General features: G+C 68.8%; 22 protein-coding genes. 7 read left to right on the top strand and 15 right to left on the bottom strand.

Annotated elements, in window-relative coordinates; all coding sequences use genetic code 11:
- Positions 1-109: 109 nt before the first annotated feature.
- Both HDA45_RS37495 and HDA45_RS37490 read right to left on the bottom strand, forming a co-directional pair.
- The gene (locus HDA45_RS37495) at positions 110-2,134 is read right to left on the bottom strand and encodes a CocE/NonD family hydrolase (RefSeq protein ID WP_184903530.1); all 2,025 of its coding nucleotides are present in this window, start codon (positions 2,132-2,134) and stop codon (positions 110-112) included.
- 3 nt (positions 2,135-2,137) lie between these two features.
- Positions 2,138-3,436, bottom strand: coding sequence for an ATP-grasp domain-containing protein (locus HDA45_RS37490; protein ID WP_184903528.1), 1,299 nt, complete (start codon positions 3,434-3,436; stop codon positions 2,138-2,140).
- A gap of 83 nt (positions 3,437-3,519) precedes the next feature.
- On the opposite strand from HDA45_RS37490, the gene HDA45_RS37485 reads away from it, so the two are divergent.
- Genes HDA45_RS37485 through HDA45_RS37475 form a run of 3 tightly spaced genes read left to right on the top strand, consistent with a single transcriptional unit; the run spans position 3,520 to position 7,136 of the window.
- Positions 3,520-5,034: an FAD-dependent oxidoreductase gene (locus HDA45_RS37485; protein ID WP_184903526.1), complete on the top strand. Its 1,515-nt coding sequence runs from the start codon at positions 3,520-3,522 to the stop codon at positions 5,032-5,034.
- Positions 5,034-6,107, top strand: coding sequence for a carboxylate-amine ligase (locus HDA45_RS37480; RefSeq protein WP_184903524.1), 1,074 nt, complete (start codon positions 5,034-5,036; stop codon positions 6,105-6,107). The genes HDA45_RS37485 and HDA45_RS37480 overlap by 1 nt, the downstream gene beginning before the upstream one ends.
- A gap of 18 nt (positions 6,108-6,125) precedes the next feature.
- Positions 6,126-7,136: an iron-containing redox enzyme family protein gene (locus tag HDA45_RS37475; protein WP_184903522.1), complete on the top strand. Its 1,011-nt coding sequence runs from the start codon at positions 6,126-6,128 to the stop codon at positions 7,134-7,136.
- Here the strand turns inward: HDA45_RS37475 and HDA45_RS37470 are convergent.
- Entirely contained in the window at positions 7,104-7,310 is a 207-nt protein-coding gene (locus tag HDA45_RS37470; RefSeq protein ID WP_184903520.1) for a CDGSH iron-sulfur domain-containing protein, read from the bottom strand. The two genes, HDA45_RS37475 and HDA45_RS37470, sit on opposite strands and share 33 nt — an antisense overlap.
- Positions 7,311-7,459: 149 nt before the next feature.
- Between HDA45_RS37470 and HDA45_RS37465 the strand changes: the two genes are divergently transcribed.
- Positions 7,460-8,599, top strand: coding sequence for a glycosyltransferase (locus HDA45_RS37465; protein ID WP_184903518.1), 1,140 nt, complete (start codon positions 7,460-7,462; stop codon positions 8,597-8,599).
- A 7-nt stretch (positions 8,600-8,606) separates the two neighbouring features.
- Here HDA45_RS37465 and HDA45_RS37460 read toward each other — a convergent pair whose 3' ends face one another.
- Positions 8,607-9,446, bottom strand: coding sequence for a glycosyltransferase family protein (locus tag HDA45_RS37460; RefSeq protein WP_246480918.1), 840 nt, complete (start codon positions 9,444-9,446; stop codon positions 8,607-8,609).
- 88 nt (positions 9,447-9,534) lie between these two features.
- Between HDA45_RS37460 and HDA45_RS37455 the strand changes: the two genes are divergently transcribed.
- The 3 genes from HDA45_RS37455 (at position 9,535) to HDA45_RS37445 (ending at position 11,247) form a co-directional block, all read left to right on the top strand.
- Entirely contained in the window at positions 9,535-10,146 is a 612-nt protein-coding gene (locus HDA45_RS37455) for a flavodoxin family protein (RefSeq protein ID WP_184903516.1), read from the top strand.
- Between the two features lie 294 nt (positions 10,147-10,440).
- On the top strand, positions 10,441-10,662 hold the full coding sequence (locus HDA45_RS42615; protein WP_246480916.1) for a hypothetical protein: 222 nt from the start codon (positions 10,441-10,443) through the stop codon (positions 10,660-10,662).
- Between the two features lie 21 nt (positions 10,663-10,683).
- Positions 10,684-11,247, top strand: a complete 564-nt coding sequence (locus tag HDA45_RS37445) for a hemerythrin domain-containing protein (RefSeq protein WP_184903514.1) — start codon at positions 10,684-10,686, stop codon at positions 11,245-11,247.
- 52 nt (positions 11,248-11,299) lie between these two features.
- Here the strand turns inward: HDA45_RS37445 and HDA45_RS37440 are convergent, their stop codons facing one another.
- From HDA45_RS37440 to HDA45_RS37390, 11 genes are all read right to left on the bottom strand, one after another.
- Positions 11,300-11,971: a phosphate signaling complex PhoU family protein gene (locus HDA45_RS37440; protein WP_184903512.1), complete on the bottom strand. Its 672-nt coding sequence runs from the start codon at positions 11,969-11,971 to the stop codon at positions 11,300-11,302.
- The gene (locus HDA45_RS37435) at positions 11,968-12,705 is read right to left on the bottom strand and encodes a metallophosphoesterase (RefSeq protein WP_184903510.1); all 738 of its coding nucleotides are present in this window, start codon (positions 12,703-12,705) and stop codon (positions 11,968-11,970) included. Before HDA45_RS37435 ends, HDA45_RS37440 begins: the two co-directional genes overlap by 4 nt.
- On the bottom strand, positions 12,702-13,511 hold the full coding sequence (locus HDA45_RS37430; protein ID WP_184903508.1) for a nucleotidyltransferase family protein: 810 nt from the start codon (positions 13,509-13,511) through the stop codon (positions 12,702-12,704). The genes HDA45_RS37435 and HDA45_RS37430 overlap by 4 nt, the downstream gene beginning before the upstream one ends.
- Before the next feature lie 10 nt (positions 13,512-13,521).
- Positions 13,522-14,331: an NAD-dependent epimerase/dehydratase family protein gene (locus tag HDA45_RS37425; protein WP_184903506.1), complete on the bottom strand. Its 810-nt coding sequence runs from the start codon at positions 14,329-14,331 to the stop codon at positions 13,522-13,524.
- 28 nt (positions 14,332-14,359) lie between these two features.
- Positions 14,360-15,340, bottom strand: coding sequence for an FUSC family protein (locus HDA45_RS37420; RefSeq protein ID WP_246480914.1), 981 nt, complete (start codon positions 15,338-15,340; stop codon positions 14,360-14,362).
- Positions 15,341-15,372: 32 nt separating this feature from the next.
- Positions 15,373-16,227, bottom strand: a complete 855-nt coding sequence (locus HDA45_RS37415; protein ID WP_184903504.1) for an SDR family oxidoreductase — start codon at positions 16,225-16,227, stop codon at positions 15,373-15,375.
- Positions 16,228-16,564: 337 nt separating this feature from the next.
- A complete protein-coding gene (locus tag HDA45_RS37410; protein WP_184903502.1) occupies positions 16,565-17,578 on the bottom strand; it encodes a TauD/TfdA family dioxygenase in 1,014 nt (337 codons plus the stop codon).
- Positions 17,579-17,584: 6 nt separating this feature from the next.
- Positions 17,585-19,006 carry a cation:proton antiporter gene (locus HDA45_RS37405; RefSeq protein WP_184903500.1) on the bottom strand — a complete coding sequence of 474 codons (1,422 nt, stop codon included), beginning with the start codon at positions 19,004-19,006 and terminating at the stop codon, positions 17,585-17,587.
- Positions 19,007-19,016: 10 nt separating this feature from the next.
- The gene (ddaH, locus tag HDA45_RS37400) at positions 19,017-19,841 is read right to left on the bottom strand and encodes a dimethylargininase (RefSeq protein ID WP_343072315.1); all 825 of its coding nucleotides are present in this window, start codon (positions 19,839-19,841) and stop codon (positions 19,017-19,019) included.
- A 68-nt stretch (positions 19,842-19,909) separates the two neighbouring features.
- Positions 19,910-21,163, bottom strand: coding sequence for an ATP-grasp domain-containing protein (locus tag HDA45_RS37395; protein ID WP_184903496.1), 1,254 nt, complete (start codon positions 21,161-21,163; stop codon positions 19,910-19,912).
- A complete protein-coding gene (locus HDA45_RS37390; protein WP_184903494.1) occupies positions 21,160-22,317 on the bottom strand; it encodes an NAD(P)/FAD-dependent oxidoreductase in 1,158 nt (385 codons plus the stop codon). The genes HDA45_RS37395 and HDA45_RS37390 overlap by 4 nt, the downstream gene beginning before the upstream one ends.
- Between the last annotated feature and the right edge of the window lie 38 nt (positions 22,318-22,355).

Raw genomic sequence — 22,355 nt, 5'->3', positions numbered from 1 at the left:
CCGGCGTCCCTGCTCCGCCGGGGCTGCCCGCGCCGGTCCACCTCGCGGCCGGTGGTCGCACAACCACGCTGCACCGGCCGCTGCCCTCCGGTTACCCACTCATCCGGCGCTAAACCTGGTCGCGGGGAATCGTCCGGTGCCAGTTCCGGGAGAACGTCCTTCGCTCGCCTTCGTAGCCGTCGAGCTGTGCGTCGATCACGAATTCCGTGGGCGTGCAGGAGACCCGAGTGCGGGTTTCGGACCTGGCTTCCCAGTCCCCACGGGCGAAGGTCATCGACCACGCCGTTTCCGCCACCGGGGAACAGAAGTCGTCGGCCACCCACGAGTACCGCTCGAACACGTTCCTGGTGACGTCGAGATCGAGGTCGTCGAACCGGACCTTGCCCTCGTTCTTCACGATCTCGAGCGCGGACCGGTAGTCGATCAGGTCACGGGAGACGGTCCAGCGCTGTTCACCGGGTTCGACCTGGGTCGCGGGCACCGGTTCCGCGCCTTCGGGTTCACCGAACGGCCGCGCCGGGACCTCGTCCGCCTCCGCGATCGGGCGCACCGGGAGCGTGAGCGTGCTCTGTCCGGTGTGGACGGTCACCATCGCCGGTTCCGGCGGCGGCCAGGCCAGCGGCCAGTACGACGACGAGATCGACAGCCGGATCCGGTGCCCGGCGGGGAAAGCCTGCGCGACGGCGTTCAGTTCGACGCGCACCCGGTACGGCTTGCCCGGTTCCAGCGGCTGGGGATCGTCGTGCCCGTCCCGGTGGGTCAGGTTCAGCAGGCCGTAGGTCACCCGCGTGGCCCGGCCGTCCGGGGCGACGTCGGACAGCCGGACGGCGACCTGCGCCACCGGCTTGTCCGCGGAGACGTCCAGTTCCACCACGGGCGAACCGAGGATCTCGCACGGTTCGGTGAGCGCGTCGGTGTCGAAGACGAGCGAGCCGCCGTCCTCCTCACGCTGGTCGTAGGGCAGGTCGGGCGGAGCGCTGTAGGAGGCCCACTTGCCGGCGAACTGACCGACCGAAAGCGGCGACTCGACCGACAGTTCCTCCACCGGGACATCCTCGCCGGGGCGGGCGATCCGGTGCCGGGCGAGACGATGCTCGGACGGGTGCACATGCGGCGAGGGCCAGGACGGCTCCCCCACCCAGCGGCCGGGACGATCCTCATAGGACGTCGACGGCGGCACGCTGTCCTGCATCCACGTCTGGAGCATCGGCCCGTCCATGACGCCGTTCTCGACGTCCTTCAGCCAATGGTCCCACCAGCGGACCAGCTCCTGCAGGTACCCGATGGCCGGGCCGGGCTGTCCCAGATGCGGGTACTTGTGCGACCACGGTCCGATCAGCCCGCGCCGCGGCACGTCGAGATGGGCCAGCAGCCGGGAGACGGCGTTGGAGTAACCGTCCGCCCAGCCGCTGGACGCGAGCACGGGCACCTGGACGTCGGTGTAGTTCTCGCAGACCGACGCGTGCCGCCAGTAGTCGTCGCGGCGCTGGTGTGCCAGCCATTCACCGGCCCAGAGGCTGCAGTTCTCCAGCCGCTCGTGCCACAGTTCGCGCCACCGCTCACCCGCCAGCGCCGGATCGGGCGGCAACGTGGCGTAGGCGAACATCGTGGAGGCCTCGGCGACGTTGTCCGAAAGCAGGCAGCCGCCCATGTAGTGCATGTCGTCGGCGTACCGGTCGTCGGTGAACGACGAGATCGCGATCGCGGTCAGGCTCGGCGGTTTCCGCGCGGCCACCTGCAGTGCGGCGAACCCGCCCCAGGAGATGCCCATCATCCCGGTCCTGCCCGAACACCACGGCTGCCCGGCGATCCACTCCAGGACGTCTTCGGCGTCGAGTTGCTCCCGTTCGAGGTACTCGTCGGCGAGCACGCCCTCCGACTCCCCCGAGCCGCGGATGTCCACGCGCACGCAGGCGTAGCCGTGTCCCGCGAGATACGGATGGTGCACGGAATCCCGCACCGAAGTCAGATCACGATGCCGGTACGGGATGTACTCCAGGATCGCCGGGACCGGTTCACCGTCCGAGGCGACCGGCCGCCAGATCCGGGCCGACAGCCGGACGCCGTCGGAGACCGGGATCCAGACGTGGTCCTCCTCGGTGATCTCGTACGGTAGCGAGGCCACCGTCCGCATGGGCTATCCCTCCTCGAAGTCGAACCGCAGCGCTTCGATGCACCGGCGGTACTTGCTTTCCATCTCCCGCTGAGTCTGCGCCGCGACGAAGACGTGCGCGAGTTCGTAGCTGTAGCTGTCCTGCGCGGGCAGGTCCGAGAGCCGGACGCCCTTTTCCGGCACCACTTCGATCTTCACGCCGGGGATCTCCGCCTCCAGGTCGGCGATCTCGCCCCTGGTGGGCACCCGGGTGACCAGCCCGTCACGGAAGCGGCGGTGATACCACTTGCCCGCGATCCGGTAGCCGCCCCGGTTCCGCCGTGCGCCGGGATCCCGGCCGAGGCCCAGCTCGACCATGATCTGATGGTTCGCCACCCCGTCGACGTACTCGAACAGTTCGGCGTGGGACTGCGAGTGCCGCGGATTGATCTCCAGCAGGCAGGCCTGCCCGGATTCGGGGTGGCAGAAGAACTCGATGCTGAACGTGGCGTTGTCGAAACCGATCTGCTCCATCACCCGGACGGAGATCTCCTTCATCCGTTCGACGGCGTCTTCGGGCAGCTGCGACGGGTACTGATGCCTCAGGAAGCAAGCGGAATCGGTGTAGTTGACCGAATCGAGGGCGCCGTACACCGTTACTTGTCCTTTGTAGACATATCCTTCGATCGCGGCCTGCACCCCACTGAGCGCTCCTTCCGCGAGACACGCCGCTCCCCCTGCCTCGGCCACTTCGGCGGGAAGCTCGACCTTCCCGAGGACGCGGTCGAAGGGCATCCCGACCCTGTCGACACCCGCCCGGATCTCGGCGACGGCCTTGTCGAACTCGCTCTCGTCGGCGGCATGGAAGGCCAACTCCGAGGAGAACGACTTCACTGGTTTGAGCCACATGGGGTAGCCGACACCATCGGGCGGGCGAGGCTCGTCCTGGTCCAGATCGACGATGCCGAACGACGGGACCTCGTCGATCACCTTCGCCTGTTCGAGCCTGCTCCAGTACTTGTGCTCGCACTTGAGCACCGCCTCGAGCGAAACGCCGGGGAGGCCGTACTTCTCGCACAGCATCGCCACCATTGTCGAAGACGGGAAATCCCAATAGCTGACTATTGCGTCGATCGGCCCAGTGAAGGCGTCCAAATGCGACACCGCCTTCTCCATGAGCCCGACGATCGGGATCTCGCCGTGCTGGAGTTCTTCGGGCGACAGCAAGGAATGGAAGCGGTACCGCTCGGCACCGGGCATCCGTCTCAGTACGTCCTCGTTGGCGTCGTCGAGACCGATGACGAAAATGTTCTTTTCCTCGGGGGACCTGGAGGATGTGGTCATAGGCGAGTGCTACCCGTTCGAGTGATTCAGAAAACCCGGACCGCGCTGGTTTGCCCGTGTTGTCCCGCGGGAATCCGGGCCGCATGACGGAGTTGCCCGGAACGCGTTCACTGTGGCTCGACACGGCTCCCGCTCCCGATCGCACCGGTACGCCGCTGCCGCCGGAGGTCGACGTCGCCGTACTGGGTGCCGGCATCGCCGGTCTCACCACGGCCTATCGCCTGGCGCGGGCGGGACGTTCGGTGCTCGTGCTGGAAGCGGATCGCCTCGCGGCAGGGGTTTCCGGGCACACGACGGCGAAGATCAGCGCCCAGCACGGGCTGAAGTACGCCATGCTGGCCAAGACCAAGGGCACCGAAGCCGCCGCGACCTACGCGTACACGCAGGCGGCCGCGCTGAGCTGGATCGCGGCGGCCGCGGCCGAACTCGGTATCGACTGCGGCTTCACCCGGGCCGACAGCTTCGTCTACACGACCAGGCCCGAGACCGTGGAAAGCCTTGAACGCGAGGCGGAAGCCGCCGCCGAAGCCGGGCTCCCCGCTGGCTACGTCACCTCCGTCGACCTGGATGTCCCCGCGCTCGGCGCGGTGAAGTTCGCTTCGCAGGCGCATTTCCACCCGCGACGCTGGCTGCTCGGCCTGGCCGACGCGATCGAACGGGCAGGCGGCACGATCGTCGAAGGGGTCCGCGCGGAAGGTGTCGACGAACTCGGTGGCACCAAGGTGCGCACCAGTTCCGGCGACGTCCGGGCAGGCGAGGTCGTGGTGGCGACCCACTATCCCGTGTTCGACCGGGGCCTGTTCTTCGCCCGGCTCGACCCGGTCCGCGACCTGGTGGTCGCCGGGCCCGTCGAAGGGAACCGCCCGCCGGAGGGGATGTATCTCGACGCCGACACCCACCATTCCGTGCGGAGCTACCTCAACGACGGCGTCCCGTACGCGGTCGCGGGCGGCGAGCACTACCGCGTCGGCGACTCCGTCGACGTCGAGAGCCGCTACGAACGGCTGGCGAGCTGGGCGGGCGCGCACGTCGCCGTGCACCGCGTCACCCACCGGTGGTCCGCCCATGACCTGTCCACTTTGGACTCGGTGCCGTACGTCGGGCGCTACCATCCGGCGAGCCGTCACCTGTGGGTCGCCACCGGCTTCGGGCAGTGGGGTATGACGGGTGGCACCGCGGCGGGCCTGCTGCTCGCGGATCTGCTGACCGGACGCGACAACCCGTCGGCGAGCCTGTACGACCCGAACCGCTTCGACCTCCGTTCCGCGATCTCGACCGTCGAGAACAACGCCACGGTGGCGAAATTCCTCGTGGGTGACCATCTCAGCGCGTTGCGCAAACCCGCGTCGCTCGACGAACTCGCGCCCGGTGAGGCCAAGGTGACCCGGGACGGCGGCGAACTCGTCGCCGCCTACCGCGATCCGGGCGGCGAACTGCGAGCCGTCGGCGCCCATTGCACCCACCTCGGCTGCCTGGTGTCGTTCAACAACGCGGAGAAGACCTGGGACTGTCCTTGCCACGGTTCGCGGTTCGGCCTGGACGGGTCGGTGATCCAAGGCCCGGCCGTCCGCGCGCTGCCGAAGAAGCGGGGGCGATGATGACCGGCATCAGCATCGAAGAGGAGTTCCTGCTGGTCGACCCGAGAACCGGGGCGAGCTGCCCGCGTGCCGAGGCAGTGCTCGCCCGGCACCGGATCTGCTGTCCGCTGCCGGAAGGCGCGGCGGTACACCGGGAACCCCGGCCGACGCAGATCGAGGCGGTCACCGGTGTCTGCGAAACGGCCGACGAGCTGTATGGGCATCTGACCGCGGGACGGCGAACGCTGGCCGAAGCTGCGGCCGGCGAGGACTGCGCCGTCATCGCTTCCGGCACTCCCCTGCGTCCTTCGCCCGATCGCGACCACGACGCCGAAGACCGGTTCGGCAAGGTCGAGGCGGACGAGGCCTGCGGCTGTCACGTGCATGTCGGTGTGCCTGATCGGGAGACCGCGGTCGCCGTCGTGAACCATCTGGCGGAATGGCTGCCCACGCTGCTGGCGTTGTCGGGGAACTCGCCGTTCGACGGTGGTCTCGACACCGGGTACGAGAGCTGGCGGACGGTGCGGCAGAGCCGTTTTCCCGGCGCGGGCATCGCCCCGTACTTCGCGGACGCCGCCGGATTCGAGGAACAGGTCGGGAAACTGGTGGACTGCGGGATCCTGGTGGACGAGCACCGGACGTTCTGGCTCGCCAGGCCCTCGTCGCGGTGGCCCGGGGTCGAGGTCCGCGCCGCCGACACCGCCTCCACCGTCGACGAAGCCGTCCTGCAGGGATTGCTGACCCGCGGGCTGGTGCGCACCGCCCTCACCGACCTCGACCGCGGTGTGGAGGCCACCCCGCTGGATCCGCAGATGGCCTCCGCCGCGGTGTGGTCGGCCGCCCGGCACGGCCTTTCCGGTCCGGCCGTCGACCCGGTGGCGGGGAAGCCGGTCCCGGTGGGCGACCGGGTCGCCGCGCTGCTCGCGCACACCGGGCAGGCGCTCGAGGACACCGGCGACCTGGCACTGGTCCGGACGCTGCTCGGCATCCTGGAACGGGAGGGCACCGGTGCCGGCAGGCAACGCCGGGCCGCCGCCGACGGGGAGATCGCGGTGTTGCGCATGCTGACCGAAGAGACGGTTCCGCACGCGTAGAGCGGGTACTCCGTGGCCATGACGAAGATCGACCGCGACGTGGCCGCGAGGTTGCCCGAGATCCGGGGCCCGCTTTCGGCCGCCGTGGTGGACACCCTGGCGGGCGGCCGCCGGGACGAGTTCGACCGCGAGGCGGCGGCGGAGGCCGATCCCTTCGGCGAGGATCTGCAGCTGGCGCTGCACGTCTGCTACGAACTCCACTACCAGGGCTTCGACGGCGTCGATCCCGGTTGGGAGTGGGATCCGCATCTGCTCGGCTTCCGGTCCGGCCTGGAAAACGCGTTCCTCGACGGTATCCGCGCCGCCGTGCCCGGCGGGGACGACGTCGGCGCGCTGCTCGACGCGATGCTGGTCGAGCCCGTCGACGGTGAGGGTGTCTCCCATTTCCTGCGGGACAAGGGCGAGTGGTGGCACGTCGAGGAGTACTTCGCGCATCGGTCGATCTACCACCTCAAAGAGGCGGATCCCCACGCGTGGGTGATCCCGCGGCTGCGTGGCCGGGCCAAGGCGGCGCTGGTCGCCGTCGAGTTCGACGAATTCGGCGGCGGACGGGCCGATCAGGCTCATTCCCGCCTGTTCGCCGATCTGCTGGCGGCCGCGGGTCTCTCCGACGGTTACCTCGCCTACCTCGACCACGTCCCGGCCTGCACGCTCGCGACGGTCAACATGATGTCGCTGTTCGGGTTGCACCGGCGCCTGCGCGGGGCGCTCGTCGGGCATTTCGCCAGTACCGAGATCAGCACCGGGCCGGCCGCGCGGCGGATGGACGAGGCGTTGGGGCGGCTCGGCGCGGCCGGGGAATGCCGCTACTTCTACACCGAGCACATCGAGGCCGACGCGGTGCACGAGCAGGTGCTGCGGCATGACGTCGTCGGGGATCTGCTGGCGCGGGAGCCGGAACTGGCGGCGGACATCGCACTGGGCATCCAGGCCACCGACCTGCTGGAGAACCGGTTGACCGAGCATCTGTTGGGCGCGTGGTCGACCGGTGAGAGCTCACTCCTGAGGCCGTTGCACCCCTTGCCGTGAACGGCGGCGGTGACTGGTGTCGCAGAAGGGAAAGCTCTTGCTGCGACGGCAGGCGCACAACGCGACGAGGAACCGGTCGGACGTCACCGTCTCGCCGTCGGGCGTGGCGATCTCGACCGGCCCCTCCACCAGGATCGGGCCGCCGGATTCGATCCGGACCCGTTTCCTAGGCACGGTTCACCGACGAGTGCGGACTACGGATCACGGTCATGATCCCCGGCTACCCCGGTCGTGCGGCGCCAAACGTCCACAATGGCCCGCGGACGCGGTGTTTCGCGATGCCACCACGGGGTATCCGACGGCTGGCAGAACGGAGTGGGCCGATGAAGATCGCGATGGTCTCCGGACGGGCCAGTCCGCTCGCCGTCTTCGATGATGGACCGATCGAGCGACGGCACGTCCACGTCGCCGAACTGTCCGCCGCGCTGACCCGCGAGGGTCACGACGTCACCGTGTACACCCGCCGCGAGAGCCGCCGGACCCCGGCGACGGTCGGGTCACCGGACGGGTACCGCGTTGTCCACGTGCCCGCCGGTCCCGCCAGGAAACTCCGGGAGGACGAACTCCTGCCGCTGCTGGGGGACTTCACCCGGGTCCTGCGCTCCCGATGGGCCAAGGACCGGCCGGACGTGGTCCACGCGCACTTCTGGTCGTCCGGTCTCGTTTCGCTTCTCGCCGCCAAGGATCTCGGCCTCCCGGTGACGCAGACCTTTCACACCCTCGGGGACGGGCACCACGAGGACCGGATCCGGGTCGAGCGCATGATCGCCAAACAGGCGAGCCGGGTGCTGGCGGCCTCGTCGGACGAGGTCCTCTCGCTGGTCCGGCTGGGGATGCCCCGCCCGCGGGCGTCGGTCGTCTCCGGCGGCGTCGACCCCGCGAAGTTCACCGTGGACGGCGAAACCGCGCGCCGTACCGCGCGGTACCGCATCGTGAGCGTCGGCGGCCCGGGAGCCGACGTCGTGATCACCGCACTGGCGTCGTTGCCGGAGACCGAGCTCGTCCTCGCCGGAAATCTCACGACGGCGGACACCCGACGGCTGCGTGAGCTCGCCGAACGCGCCGGGGTGATCGACCGGATCCGGACGGTGGGCTGGGTCCCCCGGCAGGATCTGCCCGCCCTCCTGCGGTCCGCCGACGTCGTGGTCTGCACGCCCCCGTCCGATCCCTCGGTTCTCGTACCGCTCGAAGCGATGGCTTGCGGGGTGAGCGTGGTGGCGGCTTCGGTCGGCGTGCTGGCCGATACCGTGATCGACGGCGTTACCGGACTGCTGGTGTCACCGGGCAATTCCAAGGAACTCGCCGGAGCACTGAGGCGACTGCTCGCGGACGCGTCGGCGCGGGAGGCCTTCGGGGTGGCCGGGCACGATCGGGTGCGGGCGCGATACTCGTGGGACCGCGTGGCGGCGGACTGCGCGCGAGCCTACGCGCTGGCGTCGCGGGACATGCCGTCTCACGTGTGAGCCCACTTCACCGGATCGGACCGGCTTTGAACGCCTTCACCATGTCCCGGATCAATCCGTTGTCCGTCGGCAACGCCCGCAGCGCGGCCACCGCCCGCCCCTGCACCGACGAACACCAGCGCCACCACGAATCGAGGTTCTCCGTTTGCCCCGCCTCCTCGGCCGGGACGAGCGCAGGCCAGCCGAGCGCGTCGGCCTGCGCCGTCAGCGTGCCGCCGCCGACGACGGGATCCACCGCCAGTACGGGGACACCCGCCCGCAGGCCCATCACCAGCCCGTCCAGCCGGGTCGTGACCACCACATCCATATGCGAAAGGATCGAGGCGAACTGATCCGGTGTCGCGCACCGCGCCCAGTCCGAAGGCGCCAGGCCAGGGTCGAGGGGTACTCGCGCGCAGTCGATCCCGGCGAGCCACCGCGTCACGGAGGACCGGACAGCGGTGTCTTCCGGCGCGAGGATCAGGCCCGCCACCAGCACCTCGTCGGTCGGGGCGTCGATCGAGAGGTCCGGGGTGGCGATCCCCTGATGGTCGCGGGCCAGCACCTGGTCGAACCCGGTGACCGCTTCCTCACCCGGATCGGCCACCGAAACCCCCACCGCGATCCGGTGGCAGTGCGCGAACCGCCGGTGCACCTCGCGCACCTGCCTGCCTTTCACGGGGCCGGAGACGAACACGACATGGCTGTACCTCGCCGGGTCCACCGTGTCGTAATCCGCTTCCCAAGCCAGATCGTGCGGCACCTCCGCCAACGACAGCGCGGCGTCGACCCGCCGCATGCCGAGTACGTCAACCGGAGTCGCCTCGCCGTGGCGCAAGCTCGCCCACCCGATCACCAAAGCACGCATGTATATGGCGTACCCGGCTTCGCCCGATTCACACGGGTTTCCCCGAATCGCCGCCCGGGTAGCCCGTCGGCATGGACAGGAGGACACGATGACCCAGCCGTTGAAGGCCCTCGCACTGGTGTGTTCGCTCAAACCGTCGCCCGCCGCTTCGAGCAGCGCCCTGATCGCCCAGCAGGTGCTCGACAAGATGGCGGAACGCGGTGTCACCGGCGAACTGGTGCGCGTCGTGGACCATGACGTCAAGCCAGGGGTGGAAGCCGACATGGGCGACGGCGACGCGTGGCCCGAAATCCGCCGCAAGATCACCGCGGCCGACATCCTCCTGATCTCGACACCGACCTGGGTCGGCCACATGTCCAGTGTCGCCCAGCGTGTCCTGGAGCGGCTCGACGCCGAACTGTCCGAAACGGACGACGAGGGCAGGCCCGCGATGTTCGCCAAGGTCGGGGTCACCGCCGTCGTCGGCAACGAGGACGGCGCGCACAAGATCACCGCGGATCTGTTCCAGGCCCTCAACGACACCGGGTTCACGGTGCCCGCCCAAGGCGGGACCTACTGGAACGGCGAGGCCATGAAGGGCGGCGACTACAACGACCTCGACGAGACGCCGGAAGCGGTCGAATCGACCAACTCGACACTGGCTCGCAACGCCGTCCACCTGGCGAAGCTGCTGCGGGAGCACCAGTACCCCGCGCCATGATCGACCTTGAGGTGTGAGCGGCCGGACGGCCGGGTATTCGCCGTCCGTGATCGTCAAGGCGCTGGCTTTCGGTGGACAGTGCGAGGCGGTGTTCAGCGTGTATCTGCGCCAGCGCGCTGGGATTCGGGCTGCGCTTCCTGCTCAGCCTCGCCGGGCAGGCGCTTTCCGGTCTCGCCGATTACAACGACGGGCGGATCGGCCACGCCGCTGAACCCGTCGGCCTGTCGGGCAGAAGCGAGAGCTGCTTCACCGAAATGGGCCCGTGCGGGCGGCTAGCGAACCGGGATCTTTTCGATGTCGCTCGGACTGGTGATGCCGGGGGTCTTCCTGCTGTCTTGGCTGGCTCAGTCCGTGGCCGAGATGAGCGCCTACAACGCCGAGCAGCTCACGGATTTCGGCGATCCCGCGTCAGCGCGGCTCCCCGGAATCCAAACCGGTCGGCGCACCGCATCAAGCCACCGACGAATCCGGGTGATTGAACCGCGGACGGCGGGTACCCGCAAGGTGTCGAACTGACGACCACGGACAGGAGTGTCCATGACCACCACCACGAAGCACGACCTCATCTCGGTGATCACCGAGGATCACCGCGCTTTCGAGCGGATCTTCAAGGAGCTCGAGTCCGGCAAGGGCGGCGACCAGCACCGCAAGGATCTCGCGGACCACGTGATCGCCGAACTCGTCCGGCATTCGGTCGCGGAGGAGCAGCACATGTACCCCGCCGCCCGGAAGCACATTCCCGACGGCGACGACGTCGTCGGCCACGAGCTCGAGGAGCACGCCGAAGCCGAGCGGGTGATGAACGACCTCATCGGTCTGGAACCGAAGGACAAGCGATTCGACGAATTGGTCGGCAAGCTGATCGAGGACGTCCGGCACCACATCGAAGAGGAAGAGAGCGACCTGCTGCCGAAGCTGCAGGCCGCCTGCACGCCGGAGGACCTGCGGGAGCTGGGCGAGAAGGTGTTGCGGGCCAAGGAGATCGCGCCGACCAGACCGCATCCCGCCGCCCCCGACCGCCCGCCGGCGAACCGGTTGCTGGCGCCGGGGACGGCGTTCATCGACAAGATCCGGGACGCGCTGGAGAACCGCCAGACCTGACGCTCGTCCGTGAAGGCCTCCTTCCCTACTTTGAGAGTAGGGAAGGAGGCCTTCACGGACCGTCGGGGTTGTCCCGTACCGAGGATTCGGGGAACTCCCCCGTGAGCGCGAAATCCACCCGCCGGGCGACCGAGACGACCTGGTCGGCGAAGCGCTCGTAGAACCGTGCCAGCAGCGCCACCGAAATCGCGGGCGCGACGCCGTCGGTCCACTCAGGACCGGTCACCAGGGTCATCAGCTCCTCGTACAGCGCGTCGACGCGCTGATCGGTCCTGGCCAGCGAGTGGAACACCTCGGCCGTCGGTTCCCCGATGCCCGTGCCGAGGTCCTCCGCCATCGAACAGACCAGTCCGGCCATCTCACGGAAGCGTCCGGTCAAGGCCTCGGGCACGGCGAATTCCGGCTTCCGCGCGGCCTGGTCGGCGATGTGCTGGGCGAGGTCGCCCATCCGCTCCAACCGGTCGGCGCAGTACACCGCCGCGAGCACGGTCCGCAGATCCCCCGCGACCGGCGCCTGCAGGGCGAGCAGCTTCTGCGCGGTCTCCTCGCATTCGGTCCGTGCCGCGTTCAACTTCGTCTCCACCCCGGCCAGCTCGATGACGGCGGCACCGTTCCGGTCGAGAAAGACCGAGTTGGCCAGTCGAAGCTCCTCGCACGCCATGCCGCACATCCTCGACAGGAGGTCGCCGAGGACGCTCAGCTCGCCTTGGAATCGTTCTCTCATGTCAGTGCCTTCGCGGGTTCGAGGACGTAGGTCGCGTACGCGGAGCGGATCACCGGCTGGGCGACGTTGCGTACCGGCACCCCGCCTGGGCTGACTCCTTGCTCGCTGCCGTAGTGGGCGTGCCCGTGCACCGCGAGAGCCACCTGGGCGTCGTCGATCGGCTCGCACAACAGGTACGACCCGAGGAACGGGTGGATCTCCGGGGGTTCACCGTGCAGTGTCCCGGGGATCGGCGCGTAGTGCGTCAGCGCGACGGTCACGTCGGGTTCCTCGTGTTCGAGCCATTCCAGCGCGGTGCGCAGCCGCTTGGCCGCCGCCATGGTGTGCTCGACGAAGTCCTTCATCTCGCGTTCGCCGAACCGGCTCGCGCATTTGCCCGCGAAACCGCCGCCGAACCCCTTCACCCCGGCGACGCCGAGCGTCCCGCCGTCCAGTTCCACCGTGGTGGCCGAACCTTCCAGGACGGTGATCCCGCTTTCCTCCAGGAGTCCGCTGACCGCTTCGGCCTGGTCGGAGTGGTAGTCGTGGTTGCCGAGCACCGACACCACGGGGACATCGAGACCGGCGAACTCGTCGGCGACCACCCTGGCCTCCTCGAGGGTGCCGTGCCGGGTGAGGTCCCCCGCGAGCAGCAGCACGTCGGCGTGTTCGGCGATGCCGTCGAATACCGGCCGCAGCAGGCCCCGGTTGTCCTCTCCGAGGTGGACGTCCCCGACAGCGGCGACCCGGATCACCGGATCTCCTCGGCGCGCGACGGCTCGCGCACGTCGGCCAGCCGGACGTCGTTGTGCACCAGTTCGGCCGCGATGTGTTCGCAGATGACCGTCTCGAGGTCGGCCTTGCGGTTGGCGCAGGCGACCTCGCCGCTGAGCCGGACTTGGTCGCCGCGCACGGTGACGTGCACGCCGAGTTCGGCGGTCCTCGGGTCTTCCGCGAGTGCCTTGGTCAACCGGGCGACCAGGTACTGGGGTGCTTCCGCGGGCATGGGGAGCTCCTTCCCGTCGATGATGGACAGTGCCGCGAGCAGGTTCAGGAATGACCACGCGTAGGGCGAATCCGAGGTCTCCTCGGCCACGCGATGCCAGTCGACCTGCTCGCGGAGGTCACGGGCGATCCGCAGCAGTGGCCCGAAATCGCAGCGATGCGGACTGAGTACGAGAACCTTGTCGACGAGCAGATCCGTCCCGTTGAGCACGGGCGCGGCGGTCGCCCCGATCCGCATCAGCGAGGCGCGGTCGAGCATGTCGTCGGTGACCGGGCGGTGGTTGGGCCGGAAGATCAGGTCGACGAGACAGTCACCGTCGTAGACCTTCGTGAGCCAGTCCTCCGGTGGGTGCTCCCGTCTCAGTCCCGCGGCCTCCAACGCCTCCGCCGCTTCGGGGATGTCCTCCTCCTTGAGGAAGAGATCGACGTCGTGGTCGGACGGCGGACCGCCTCGCGCGTACACGGCGAGACCGCCCGCGACGGCGAACCGCACCGATGTACCGTCCAAAGTGGTCACGACCCTGGTCAGCGTGTGCAGCAATGCTTTCTCGTTCACGGTCGCTCCCCTACCCGGTCGCCAGTTCGTGGACCCGGCCGACGTCCGATCTCAGCGGTTCGGCCGGGAGTCCTTCGTTCTCTCTCAGTCCTTTGAGGAATGCTTCGATCGCGTCCTCCGACGAGTACCGCGGCGTCCAGCCCAGTTCTTCCCTGGCCCGGGTGCAGTCCATCACCGGCAGATGCAGGACGGCGTCGAAAAGCCCTGGTGTGGCCGGGATCAGCGACGGCCGCACCAGCTTGCCCGGTACGAACGGCCCGTCGAAAAGGCGTCGCTGCTCCGACGCCGCGGCTCGCTGGAAGAGGAAACCCGGACGCAACCGGACCACCCTCAGCCGGGGATGACTTCGGTCGAACGCGTCGAGAACCCTTTCCACATAAGCCTTTTCTCGGGTGTACGCGGATTTGGGCGAACCGTGGGTCGGCCAGTCCTCGGTGATCGGATGGTCGTCGTCCCTCGGCGAGTAGGCCCCGATCGACGACGCGTACACCAGCGCCGGCACCCGCATGGCCTGCGCGGTTTCGAACACCCGGATCGAGCCGACCACGTTGGAACGCCAGGTGACCTCGGGCCGATGGGTGGGCTGGAAGAGCCACGCGAGGTGGATCACCACGTCGGCACCGTCGAACACGGCCCGGAGGTCGTCACGGGCGACGTCCGCGGTGACGAACTCGGTCTTCGGGCTCCCCCACTGGCTGGGACGCCTCGCCACGCCGACGATCGATCCCACCTCGGGGTCCGAACCCAGCGCGCGCACGACGGCCGTCCCGACGTTGCCGGTGGCGCCGGTGACCACGATCCGCTTTCCGCTTCCGGTCATGGGTACGGTTACCCACCGTCGCCCCGGCCTAATCGGCGCCGAGCCGCTGGACGAGACGGCGGGCGGGCAACGCCATCGCCCCGAGCCCGATCGACGTCGTGACCTCGTCCGTGGGGGTGACGAGCAGGTGGTCGATCTCTTCGACCAGCTTGCGGCATCGATCGAGCTTGTCCGGATCACCCGAACGGGCCACTTCGGCGAGCGCCTCGAGCAGGTCACCGACCACTCCACGCGCGTACTCGCCAGGATGCCGGAACGGCTGCTCACTCCGGGCGGCCTCGCTCACCGCGTCGATCAACTGGGCGAGCGGCGGCCACAGGGAGACGAGGTTCGCCAGCGGCTCTTCCCGGGTCTCACGCCGTCCGCGGAGGTTGAGGTACCGGCTCTCCTGGGTCCAGCCGATCGCCTCCTCCGCCTCCGCGACCAGACTGCGCACGTCACGCATCCGTTCGTGCAGGAGATCGGCCGCCTCACCGCCGCGGACCAGCGCCGCGGTCTTCTCGAGCACGTCCGCGATCGCCGAGGCCAGCCGGGACGTCGCCGTCCGCAGGCGTTCCCCGTGCAACGGCGGCAGGATCACCGCGTTCAGCACGGCCCCGATCGCCGCGCCCAACGCGGTTTCGAGCAGCCTGTCGGCGAGCAGGACGGGTTCGGTCGCGTTGCCGTAGGAGATCAGCAGCATGCCGGTGATCCCGACCCACACCCCTGACTCGCCGAACCCGCGCCACGAGCCGATCAGCAACCCGGTGAAGACGACCAGTCCGAGCGCCACCGTCACCGACGGGATGAACTGGCCGGCGGCCGCCGCGAGCAGTACCCCCACGGAGACGGCGCCGACCTGCTGCGCCCAGCCACGCAAGGAGCGGTAGACAGTGGCTTGCACCAGGAAGACGGCCGCGTACGGCGCCAGAAAGGGTTGCGGTAACTCGAGGACCGAGGTCGCGACGATCCACGCGATCACCGCCGCGGCCGCGGCCTTGGTGGTCTGGACGAGACTCCGCCGCGCCATCGCGCCTCCTCGAAGCTCTCGCATCGGGCCGCTCAACCGGGCGTCGTCTCTCCGCCGAGCGCCGCGATGACCTCGCCGCTGTAGTACGACGAGAGCCGATTGGAGGCCAAGAAGACGTACGAGGGCGCGAGGTCGTCCGGGTGGGCGGCCCGCTCGAACGGGACCTGGAGGCCGAACTTCTCGACCTTCTCCGGCGGGAACGTCGAGGGGATCAACGGTGTCCACACCGGACCCGGCGCGACACAGTTGATCCGGACGCCGCGATCGGCGAGTGCCTGGGCCATCGCGTACGTCCAAGCGTGGACGGCGCCCTTGGTCGCGGAGTAGTCGATGAGGGACTTGTTGCCGCGAAGACCGTTCACCGAACCGGTGTTGATGATCGCCGCGCCCTTCTTCAGGTGCGGCAGCGCCGCGTCGGTCACCCGGAAGAAGCTGTGGATGTTCACGTCGAAGGTGTGCGTCCACTGCTCGTCGGTGAGCTCCTCGGGGGAGTCGACGGGCCACTGCGTGGCGACGTTGTTGACCAGGATGTCCAGGCCGCCGAGTTCGTTCACGGTCCGATCGACGATCTCACGGCACTGAGCGGCCTCCGCCAGGTCACCCGGCAGAAGGAGACACTCGCGGCCCTCGGCCCGGACACGCTCTTCGGTGTACTTCGCGTCCTCGTGCTCGTTGAGGTAGGCGATCGCGACGTCGGCGCCCTCCTTGGCGAAAGCGATGGCGACCGCCCTGCCGATCCCGGAGTCCCCGCCGGTGATGAGCGCGCGCTTGCCGCGCAGCAGGTCGCGGCCCTCGTAATCCTCCATGGAGTCCCTGGGCGGCGGGTCCATCTTCGACGTCACGCCCGGCGGTTCCTGCTGCTGCGGCGGTCGTAACTTGTCGGCCATCGGGGCTCCTCCGGTACGGGTGCTTTCCGGCGGGTTACCCGACTGCGAGCCGTCCTGAACGTGGCCAGATCTCGTGAGTGCGTCGCGAAAGCCACTTTCGGGACGTCTGATGTCCCGAAAGTGGCTTTCGCGACACCCGAAGCCGACACGCGGGCAACGTCCCGCTGGAGAAGCCACGTTGCCCGCGACGGTGAAGGATTCAGGACATTCAACGTCCCAATTCCTTCATCGTCGACTTCGACGCCCGACCGGCCAGCACGACGGCGAGTTCTCCCCGCTCAGCCGCCACAGAGGGTGTCGCGACCGGTCCGAGACTGGAGTGCCCCCGCGGCGAGGCTCAGTGCACCCGCCGGTCCTCCTCCGTGCCCCGGTACCGGATCGTCCACAGGCTCCGGCGCAGGTAGGTGCGCTGCAGCCACCGGTCACGCCCGTTGTGCCGGGCGAAGAACTGCGACCGCGCGTGCAGTCCCTTCCGGTTGTTGATCAGCAGCGCCGTCCCCGGCTCCAGCTTCACCTGGTGCGCGACCTCGCGGCAGACCCGCTGCAGTTCCTCCAGCGCCTGTTCCGCCTCGACGGTCTCCCCCACCACCCCGTTGGCCGAGACAGCCACCTCCGGCGATTCCGACGGTCCGGAGATGATCGGCACGAGATCGGACAGCACGTCGGACCCCTTGGCGACGTCACGCACGTAACTGCCGGGCGCGTTGAGCCGGAACAGCGGGCGGCGCAGGACGGCGAGCACCTCCGGGTCCAGTGCGGCCGAGATGTCCCGGCCGTCGGCGTAGTAGGTGACAGCCTCCTTGTTCCCGTCCTGCCGCACGCAGTTCAACACCAGGAAGTCCGGATTGGACACGTCGTAGCGGCCCACCTCGTCGTGCACGATGTCGTTGTGGAAGTTCAGGAACACGTGCGAGCTCTGGTTGGTCTGGCTGCGCGCGCCCGCCGAAACGGGGACGACGTCGTGCACGAGCCGTCCGCTCTTCTCGGTGGTGAACCCGACGGGCTCGCCGAGCAGCTGGCTCAGTCCCAAAAGGACGGTCTCGGCGACGAACGTCTTCTTGTCCTTGCTGGGTTCCCCGTCGACAGGTGTCTCCGGGAGTTCCGGGTCCACCGGCAGGTTGCGCACGAGCGCGACTCCGGCGGTGTCGACGTGCCTGCCGAAGTCCAGGATCGTCTGCAACTGGTCGATGGGCAGCTTCGAGAAGGCCACCCGGAGCATCGCCAGCGAACGGTCGATGTCGTCGACGGGGTTCGGGAAGGACCGCAACTCGCTCCCGATGGTGTCCCGGACCTCGTCGGCGAGGACGACCTCGGCGAAAGTGCTGACTAGGGTTTCCTGCTTGCTGGTCATGGTGTCCTATCTACTTTCCGCCGCCGCTGGACCGGCGGTCTTGTCCCAGTCCTTTGCGGACTTCTTCCCGAACCTGGCGATCAGGGTGAGTGCGGGGGCGGTGGCGATCGTCGAGACCAGCGTCATGATCACGAGCATCGCGAACACCGTCGGGCTGATCACCTTCATCTGGAGACCGACGTTGAGCACCACCAGTTCGGTCAGGCCCCGGCAGTTCATCAACGCCCCGAGTGACAACGACTCGCGCCAGCCGACACCGGTCAGCCGGGCCGCCGTGGTGCTGCCGACCCACTTCCCGAACACCGCCACCGCCGTGATCAGCAGGGTCCACAGCCACATCGAGCCGGAGCCGAGCAGGCTGAACTCGGTGTGCAGTCCGGTGTAGGCGAAGAAAAGCGGCAGCAGCAGCGCCAAGGTCACGCTGCCGAGCTTCCCGGCGGCGCGGGCGACCACCGGATCCTTCCTCGGCGCGATGACGCCGAACAGGAAGGCACCGAAGAGCGCGTGGATGCCGATCTCGTTGGTGGCCAGCGCCGAAAGCATGATCCCGCCGAGCAGGATCGCGAGGACGGCGGGCTCCGGCACCCGGGCGAGCAGCTTGATCAGCAACGGCCGGACGACATAGAGCATCACCACCACGAAGAGCAAGGTGAGCCCGACGGTCAGGAACACCTCCGACGGCGTCCCGCCCTGGCTGACGGCGACCACGACGGCCAGCAGGCACCACGCGGCGACGTCGTCGACAGCGGCGCAGGTGAGGGCGAGCGCGCCCAGCGGGGTCTTCGAGATCCCGCGGTCGGTCAGGATCCGCGCCAGCACCGGGAACGCCGTCACACTCATGGAGACCGCGATGAACAGCCCGAACGCGAGGAAACTGACGTCACCGCCGAAGATCGGGTACAGGCCGAGGGCGAGCACGATGCCGGAGACCATCGGCAACGCGATGCTGACCTGGCTGACCGTCACCGCGGTGAACCCGCGCTTCCGCACCGCGTCGACGTCGATCTCGGAGCCGACCAGGTACATGAAGAAGATCAAGCCCAGCTGCGACAGGATGTTGATCGCCGAGACCACCCCGCTGGGGAACAGCCAGCCGAAGGCGCCGGGCCAGATGATCCCGAACAGCGACGGCCCCAGCAGGATCCCCGCGACGATCTCGCCGATCACCGCGGGCTGCCCGAGCCGCCGGGCCAGCGCTCCCGCCAGGTAGCAGGCGCCGAGGATCACCGGCAGCGCGACCAGCAGGCGCGCGTAGGTGTCGGGGCCGCCGCTCGCCGCCTTGGCCGCCGTGCCCGAGACCGGTTCGTAGGCCGAACCCAGTCCGAGCACCACGACGACGACCACCGCCGGTACCGCGATCAGCACCGCCCCGACCAGGATCCGGCGCAGCGTGGTGCGCCCGCCCCGGTCCCGTACCGCTGACTCCATCAAGAACTCCTCACCTGGCACGCAGTTCCAGCGTGCAGCATTTGACGCTGCCACCCGCCTTGAGCAATTCGGACAGGTCGGCGCCGATCGGCTCGAAGCCGTGTTCCCGCAACTGCGCCGTCAGCCCGGTGGCCGCCTGCGGCAGCACGACGTGCTTGCCGTCGGAAACGGCGTTGAGGCCGAAGACGGCGGCGTCGCGTTGCGAGGCCAGGATCGCGTCGGGATACATCTCCTTGAGCACCAGGCGGCTGTCCTCGGAGAACGCCTCCGGGTAGTACATCACCGTGTCGTCGTCGAGGACTGCGAGCGCGGTGTCGAGGTGGTAGTACCGCGGGTCGATCAGGGTCAGCCCGATCACCGGACGGCCGAAGAACTCGCGGGACTCGTTGTGCGCCTCGGGATTCGTGCGGAACCCGGTCCCGGCGAGGATCTTCTGCCCGGCGACGAGGTAGTCGCCCTCCCCCTCGTTGACCCACTGCGCCTGCCGCACGTAGCGGTACCCGTTGGCACGGAACCACTCCAGATACGCGTCGGACTCGCCGGCGCGCTGCATGTGATGGAACCGGGCGACGAGGACCTGACCGTCGACGACGGTGGCGCCGTTGGCCGCGAACACCATGTCCGGCAGGCCTGCCACCGGTTCGAGCAGATCGACGCGGTGCCCCAGATCGGTGTACAGATCGTGCAACCACTCCCACTGGGCGACGGCCAGTTCGGTGTACGTGGGCTTCTTCGGATCCATCCAGGGGTTGATCGAGTACTCGACGTCGAAGTACGTCGGTCTGACCATCAGATAGTGCCGTCGAGTGGCTGTCCGTGACACGTTGTCCTCCACGCGGTTTTGGGCGTCATCCACCGCCGGGCCCTGGGTGAGGGTCCGGAGATGTCGAGCGGAATTCGGTGCTACTTCTGGGTTTCGCTGAGCTTGACCTCGATCTTCCCGGCCAGGTCGTTCGCGTTCCGCATGGCTTCGTCGAAGGAAGAGCCGAGCGCGCCGATACCGCCGAAGATGTTGTTCCCGAGCGGCGGACGCTTGATCAGATCGCCCGGCTTCGCGAAGATCTTGAGGTAGTACAGGGCCGCCGACTCGTTCACCGCGGGCGGGACGTCGATCGACCCGATGACCCCGCCGGGGCAGATCAGGCACATCGCGGCGGTGTGCACACCGGTCGGGCTGAAGTGGCGGACGTCCGGCCGCACACCGCGGGAGACGTCCATGAGTCCCTTGATCGGGTCGTAGCCCGCCGAGAGTCGGGCCATGTGGTCGAGCCCGCCGCCACCGGGGCGGACGGCGATCTCCAGCAGGAACGGCTTTCCCTGGTGGAACCGTACTTCCGCGTGCAGCGCGCCGCGGGTGAGCCCTTGGGCACGCACCCCGGCGGTCACCACGGCGTGCACCTCGGCCACCTGATCCGGGGTGAGCGACGTGGGAGCGTGGTGCACGTCGTCGTCGAAGGTCTCGCCTTCCGACGTGACCCTGTCCACAATGGAACCGAGGTACACCTCGTCGTCCCAGGCGAGCGCCTCGATGAGATGTTCATGACCGTCCAGAAAGGACTCGACGAGCAGGCCGTGCGGGCCGAGATCCAGCCCCTCGGCCTCCATGTTGTACCAGGTCATCTTGTCGATGCCCTCGCGAGCCTGCGCGTAGCGCTCCCGCATCTTCTCTTCGTCGTCGACACGGAAAACGAAGTTGCTGGCCGCGCCGAGCGTCGGCTTCAGGATCACCGGATACCCGAAGTCTTCGGCAGCTCGCAAAGCCGCGTCGAGGTCTTCGACGAAGCGGAAGTCCGGATGCGCGGCACCGCCCTTTTCGTGCGCCTGCCGCATGATCAGCTTGTTCCGGCTCGTCCTCGCCGCGTCGACGCCGATACCGGGGAGCCCGAGCGCCTCGGCCACCGCGGCGACCAGGACCACACCGGACTCCGAGAAAGTGAGCACACCTTCGAAGGACTCCTCCGCGTGCCAGGCCTTCGCGTGCCGGATCAGGTCGTCGATGTGGTTGCTGCCGGCGATCCGGTAGCGCTCCGACGGCCAGAGATCGTCGGTCCCGATCCCGTTGAGCACGTACAGCACCCCGCCGAAGTCCTCGATCTGCTGGTACCGGGGCAGGTAGTAGTAGGAGTTCTGGCTGGCTTCCAGCGCGAGCAGTTTCACGACACACCTCGTAGGGCAGGACGGGTTGGGTGGACGCCGGACGCGCGCACGAGCGGCCGGTCGAGCGGTTCGAGTCCGGTCGGGGCCGGGGCCGCGCCGGTCAGGCGCGCGGCCAGGGACCGGGCGATCAGCGGGGCGAACTTGAAGGACGAGCCGCCGCACGCCGCGTAGGACAGGACGCGGTCGCCGAGAACGGCGAGCATCGGGCCGAGGGTCGAACGCCGGGCCAGATAGTGGCAGTCCCGGGTGTCGATCAGCCAGTCACGGCGGAAGCCCGGGATCAGCGCGGCGAACGTGTCGATCAGATGCTCACGCCACCACGAGGGCGAGACGGCGCCGCCGACCTCGTCGACGACACGGCAGGCACTCGCGGCGCTGAGCTTCAAGGGCGTCCCGGCGACCGGCGGTACCAGCCACGCGCCACCGGCGGTGCCGAGCGAGGTGATCGCCGGTGTCGCCGCCCACGCGGCGGCGTCGGCGGGCGGGACGTCGCAGTAGAGCATCGTCTGCCGGTGCAGCACTAGTTCCCTCGACAGCTCGGGTGCCAGCAGGTCCTGCGACCACGGCCCCGCCGCCAGCAGGACCGCGTCACCGCGGAGGATCTCGCCGTCGGCCAGCCGGACCTCGGCGCGATCGGCGTCGACCCCGACGACCTTGCGATGCGGATGGAGTTCCGCGTGCGCGTGCCAGCGCAGCCAGCCGGCGCAGGCCGCCAGTACCCGGTCCGCGAGCAGGATCCCCGCGTGCGACTCGAAGATCGCCCCCGTGCCCGGGACGAAACCGGCGTGCGGGAATTCGGCGGCGAGTTCGGCCGCGCCGAGCACTTCGGCTTTGGATCCGGCCGCGGTCAACAGCTCCCGCGCGACCGTCGCCTCGTCCGCCGCGATCGCGGTGAGCGCTCCGGTCTGTTCGTAGAACGCCGTGGACAGGAGGTGCTCGAGGTCGATCCAGGCGTGATGCGCGCCGACGGCGGCCGCCGTGGTGGCGAGGTCACCGGGATGCAGCGCGCGCACCACACGGTGGCGATCGAACGAAGTGGCACCGGAGAACGGGATGTCGGCCTGGTCGGCGATGACCACTTCGTGCCCGGCCGAAACGCATTCCACGGCGGTCAGCAGCGCGATGACACCGCCGCCCGCGAGCACGACTCGCATGGCCTTCCCCCTTCGGACGGGAATTCGGATGGGCACCA

The organism is Amycolatopsis umgeniensis, from assembly GCF_014205155.1.
GTDB lineage: Bacteria > Actinomycetota > Actinomycetes > Mycobacteriales > Pseudonocardiaceae > Amycolatopsis > Amycolatopsis umgeniensis.
Note: the sequence above shows the minus strand (reverse complement) of the source record. Positions and strands in the feature narration are given on the sequence as shown.

What these genes read in the sequence shown, in the direction of transcription:
- HDA45_RS37410 (WP_184903502.1), bottom strand. Translation starts at nt 17,578, where the DNA reads ATGACCAGCAAGCAGGAAACCCTAGTCAGCACTTTCGCCGAGGTCGTC.
- HDA45_RS37485 (WP_184903526.1), top strand. Translation starts at nt 3,520, where the DNA reads ATGACGGAGTTGCCCGGAACGCGTTCACTGTGGCTCGACACGGCTCCC.
- HDA45_RS37455 (WP_184903516.1), top strand. Translation starts at nt 9,535, where the DNA reads ATGACCCAGCCGTTGAAGGCCCTCGCACTGGTGTGTTCGCTCAAACCG.
- HDA45_RS37480 (WP_184903524.1), top strand. Translation starts at nt 5,034, where the DNA reads ATGACCGGCATCAGCATCGAAGAGGAGTTCCTGCTGGTCGACCCGAGA.
- HDA45_RS37390 (WP_184903494.1), bottom strand. Translation starts at nt 22,317, where the DNA reads ATGCGAGTCGTGCTCGCGGGCGGCGGTGTCATCGCGCTGCTGACCGCC.
- HDA45_RS37445 (WP_184903514.1), top strand. Translation starts at nt 10,684, where the DNA reads ATGACCACCACCACGAAGCACGACCTCATCTCGGTGATCACCGAGGAT.
- HDA45_RS37415 (WP_184903504.1), bottom strand. Translation starts at nt 16,227, where the DNA reads ATGGCCGACAAGTTACGACCGCCGCAGCAGCAGGAACCGCCGGGCGTG.
- HDA45_RS37405 (WP_184903500.1), bottom strand. Translation starts at nt 19,006, where the DNA reads ATGGAGTCAGCGGTACGGGACCGGGGCGGGCGCACCACGCTGCGCCGG.
- HDA45_RS37425 (WP_184903506.1), bottom strand. Translation starts at nt 14,331, where the DNA reads ATGACCGGAAGCGGAAAGCGGATCGTGGTCACCGGCGCCACCGGCAAC.
- HDA45_RS37465 (WP_184903518.1), top strand. Translation starts at nt 7,460, where the DNA reads ATGAAGATCGCGATGGTCTCCGGACGGGCCAGTCCGCTCGCCGTCTTC.
- HDA45_RS37460 (WP_246480918.1), bottom strand. Translation starts at nt 9,446, where the DNA reads ATGCGTGCTTTGGTGATCGGGTGGGCGAGCTTGCGCCACGGCGAGGCG.
- HDA45_RS37420 (WP_246480914.1), bottom strand. Translation starts at nt 15,340, where the DNA reads ATGGCGCGGCGGAGTCTCGTCCAGACCACCAAGGCCGCGGCCGCGGCG.
- HDA45_RS42615 (WP_246480916.1), top strand. Translation starts at nt 10,441, where the DNA reads ATGTCGCTCGGACTGGTGATGCCGGGGGTCTTCCTGCTGTCTTGGCTG.
- HDA45_RS37495 (WP_184903530.1), bottom strand. Translation starts at nt 2,134, where the DNA reads ATGCGGACGGTGGCCTCGCTACCGTACGAGATCACCGAGGAGGACCAC.
- HDA45_RS37440 (WP_184903512.1), bottom strand. Translation starts at nt 11,971, where the DNA reads ATGAGAGAACGATTCCAAGGCGAGCTGAGCGTCCTCGGCGACCTCCTG.
- HDA45_RS37475 (WP_184903522.1), top strand. Translation starts at nt 6,126, where the DNA reads ATGACGAAGATCGACCGCGACGTGGCCGCGAGGTTGCCCGAGATCCGG.
- HDA45_RS37490 (WP_184903528.1), bottom strand. Translation starts at nt 3,436, where the DNA reads ATGACCACATCCTCCAGGTCCCCCGAGGAAAAGAACATTTTCGTCATC.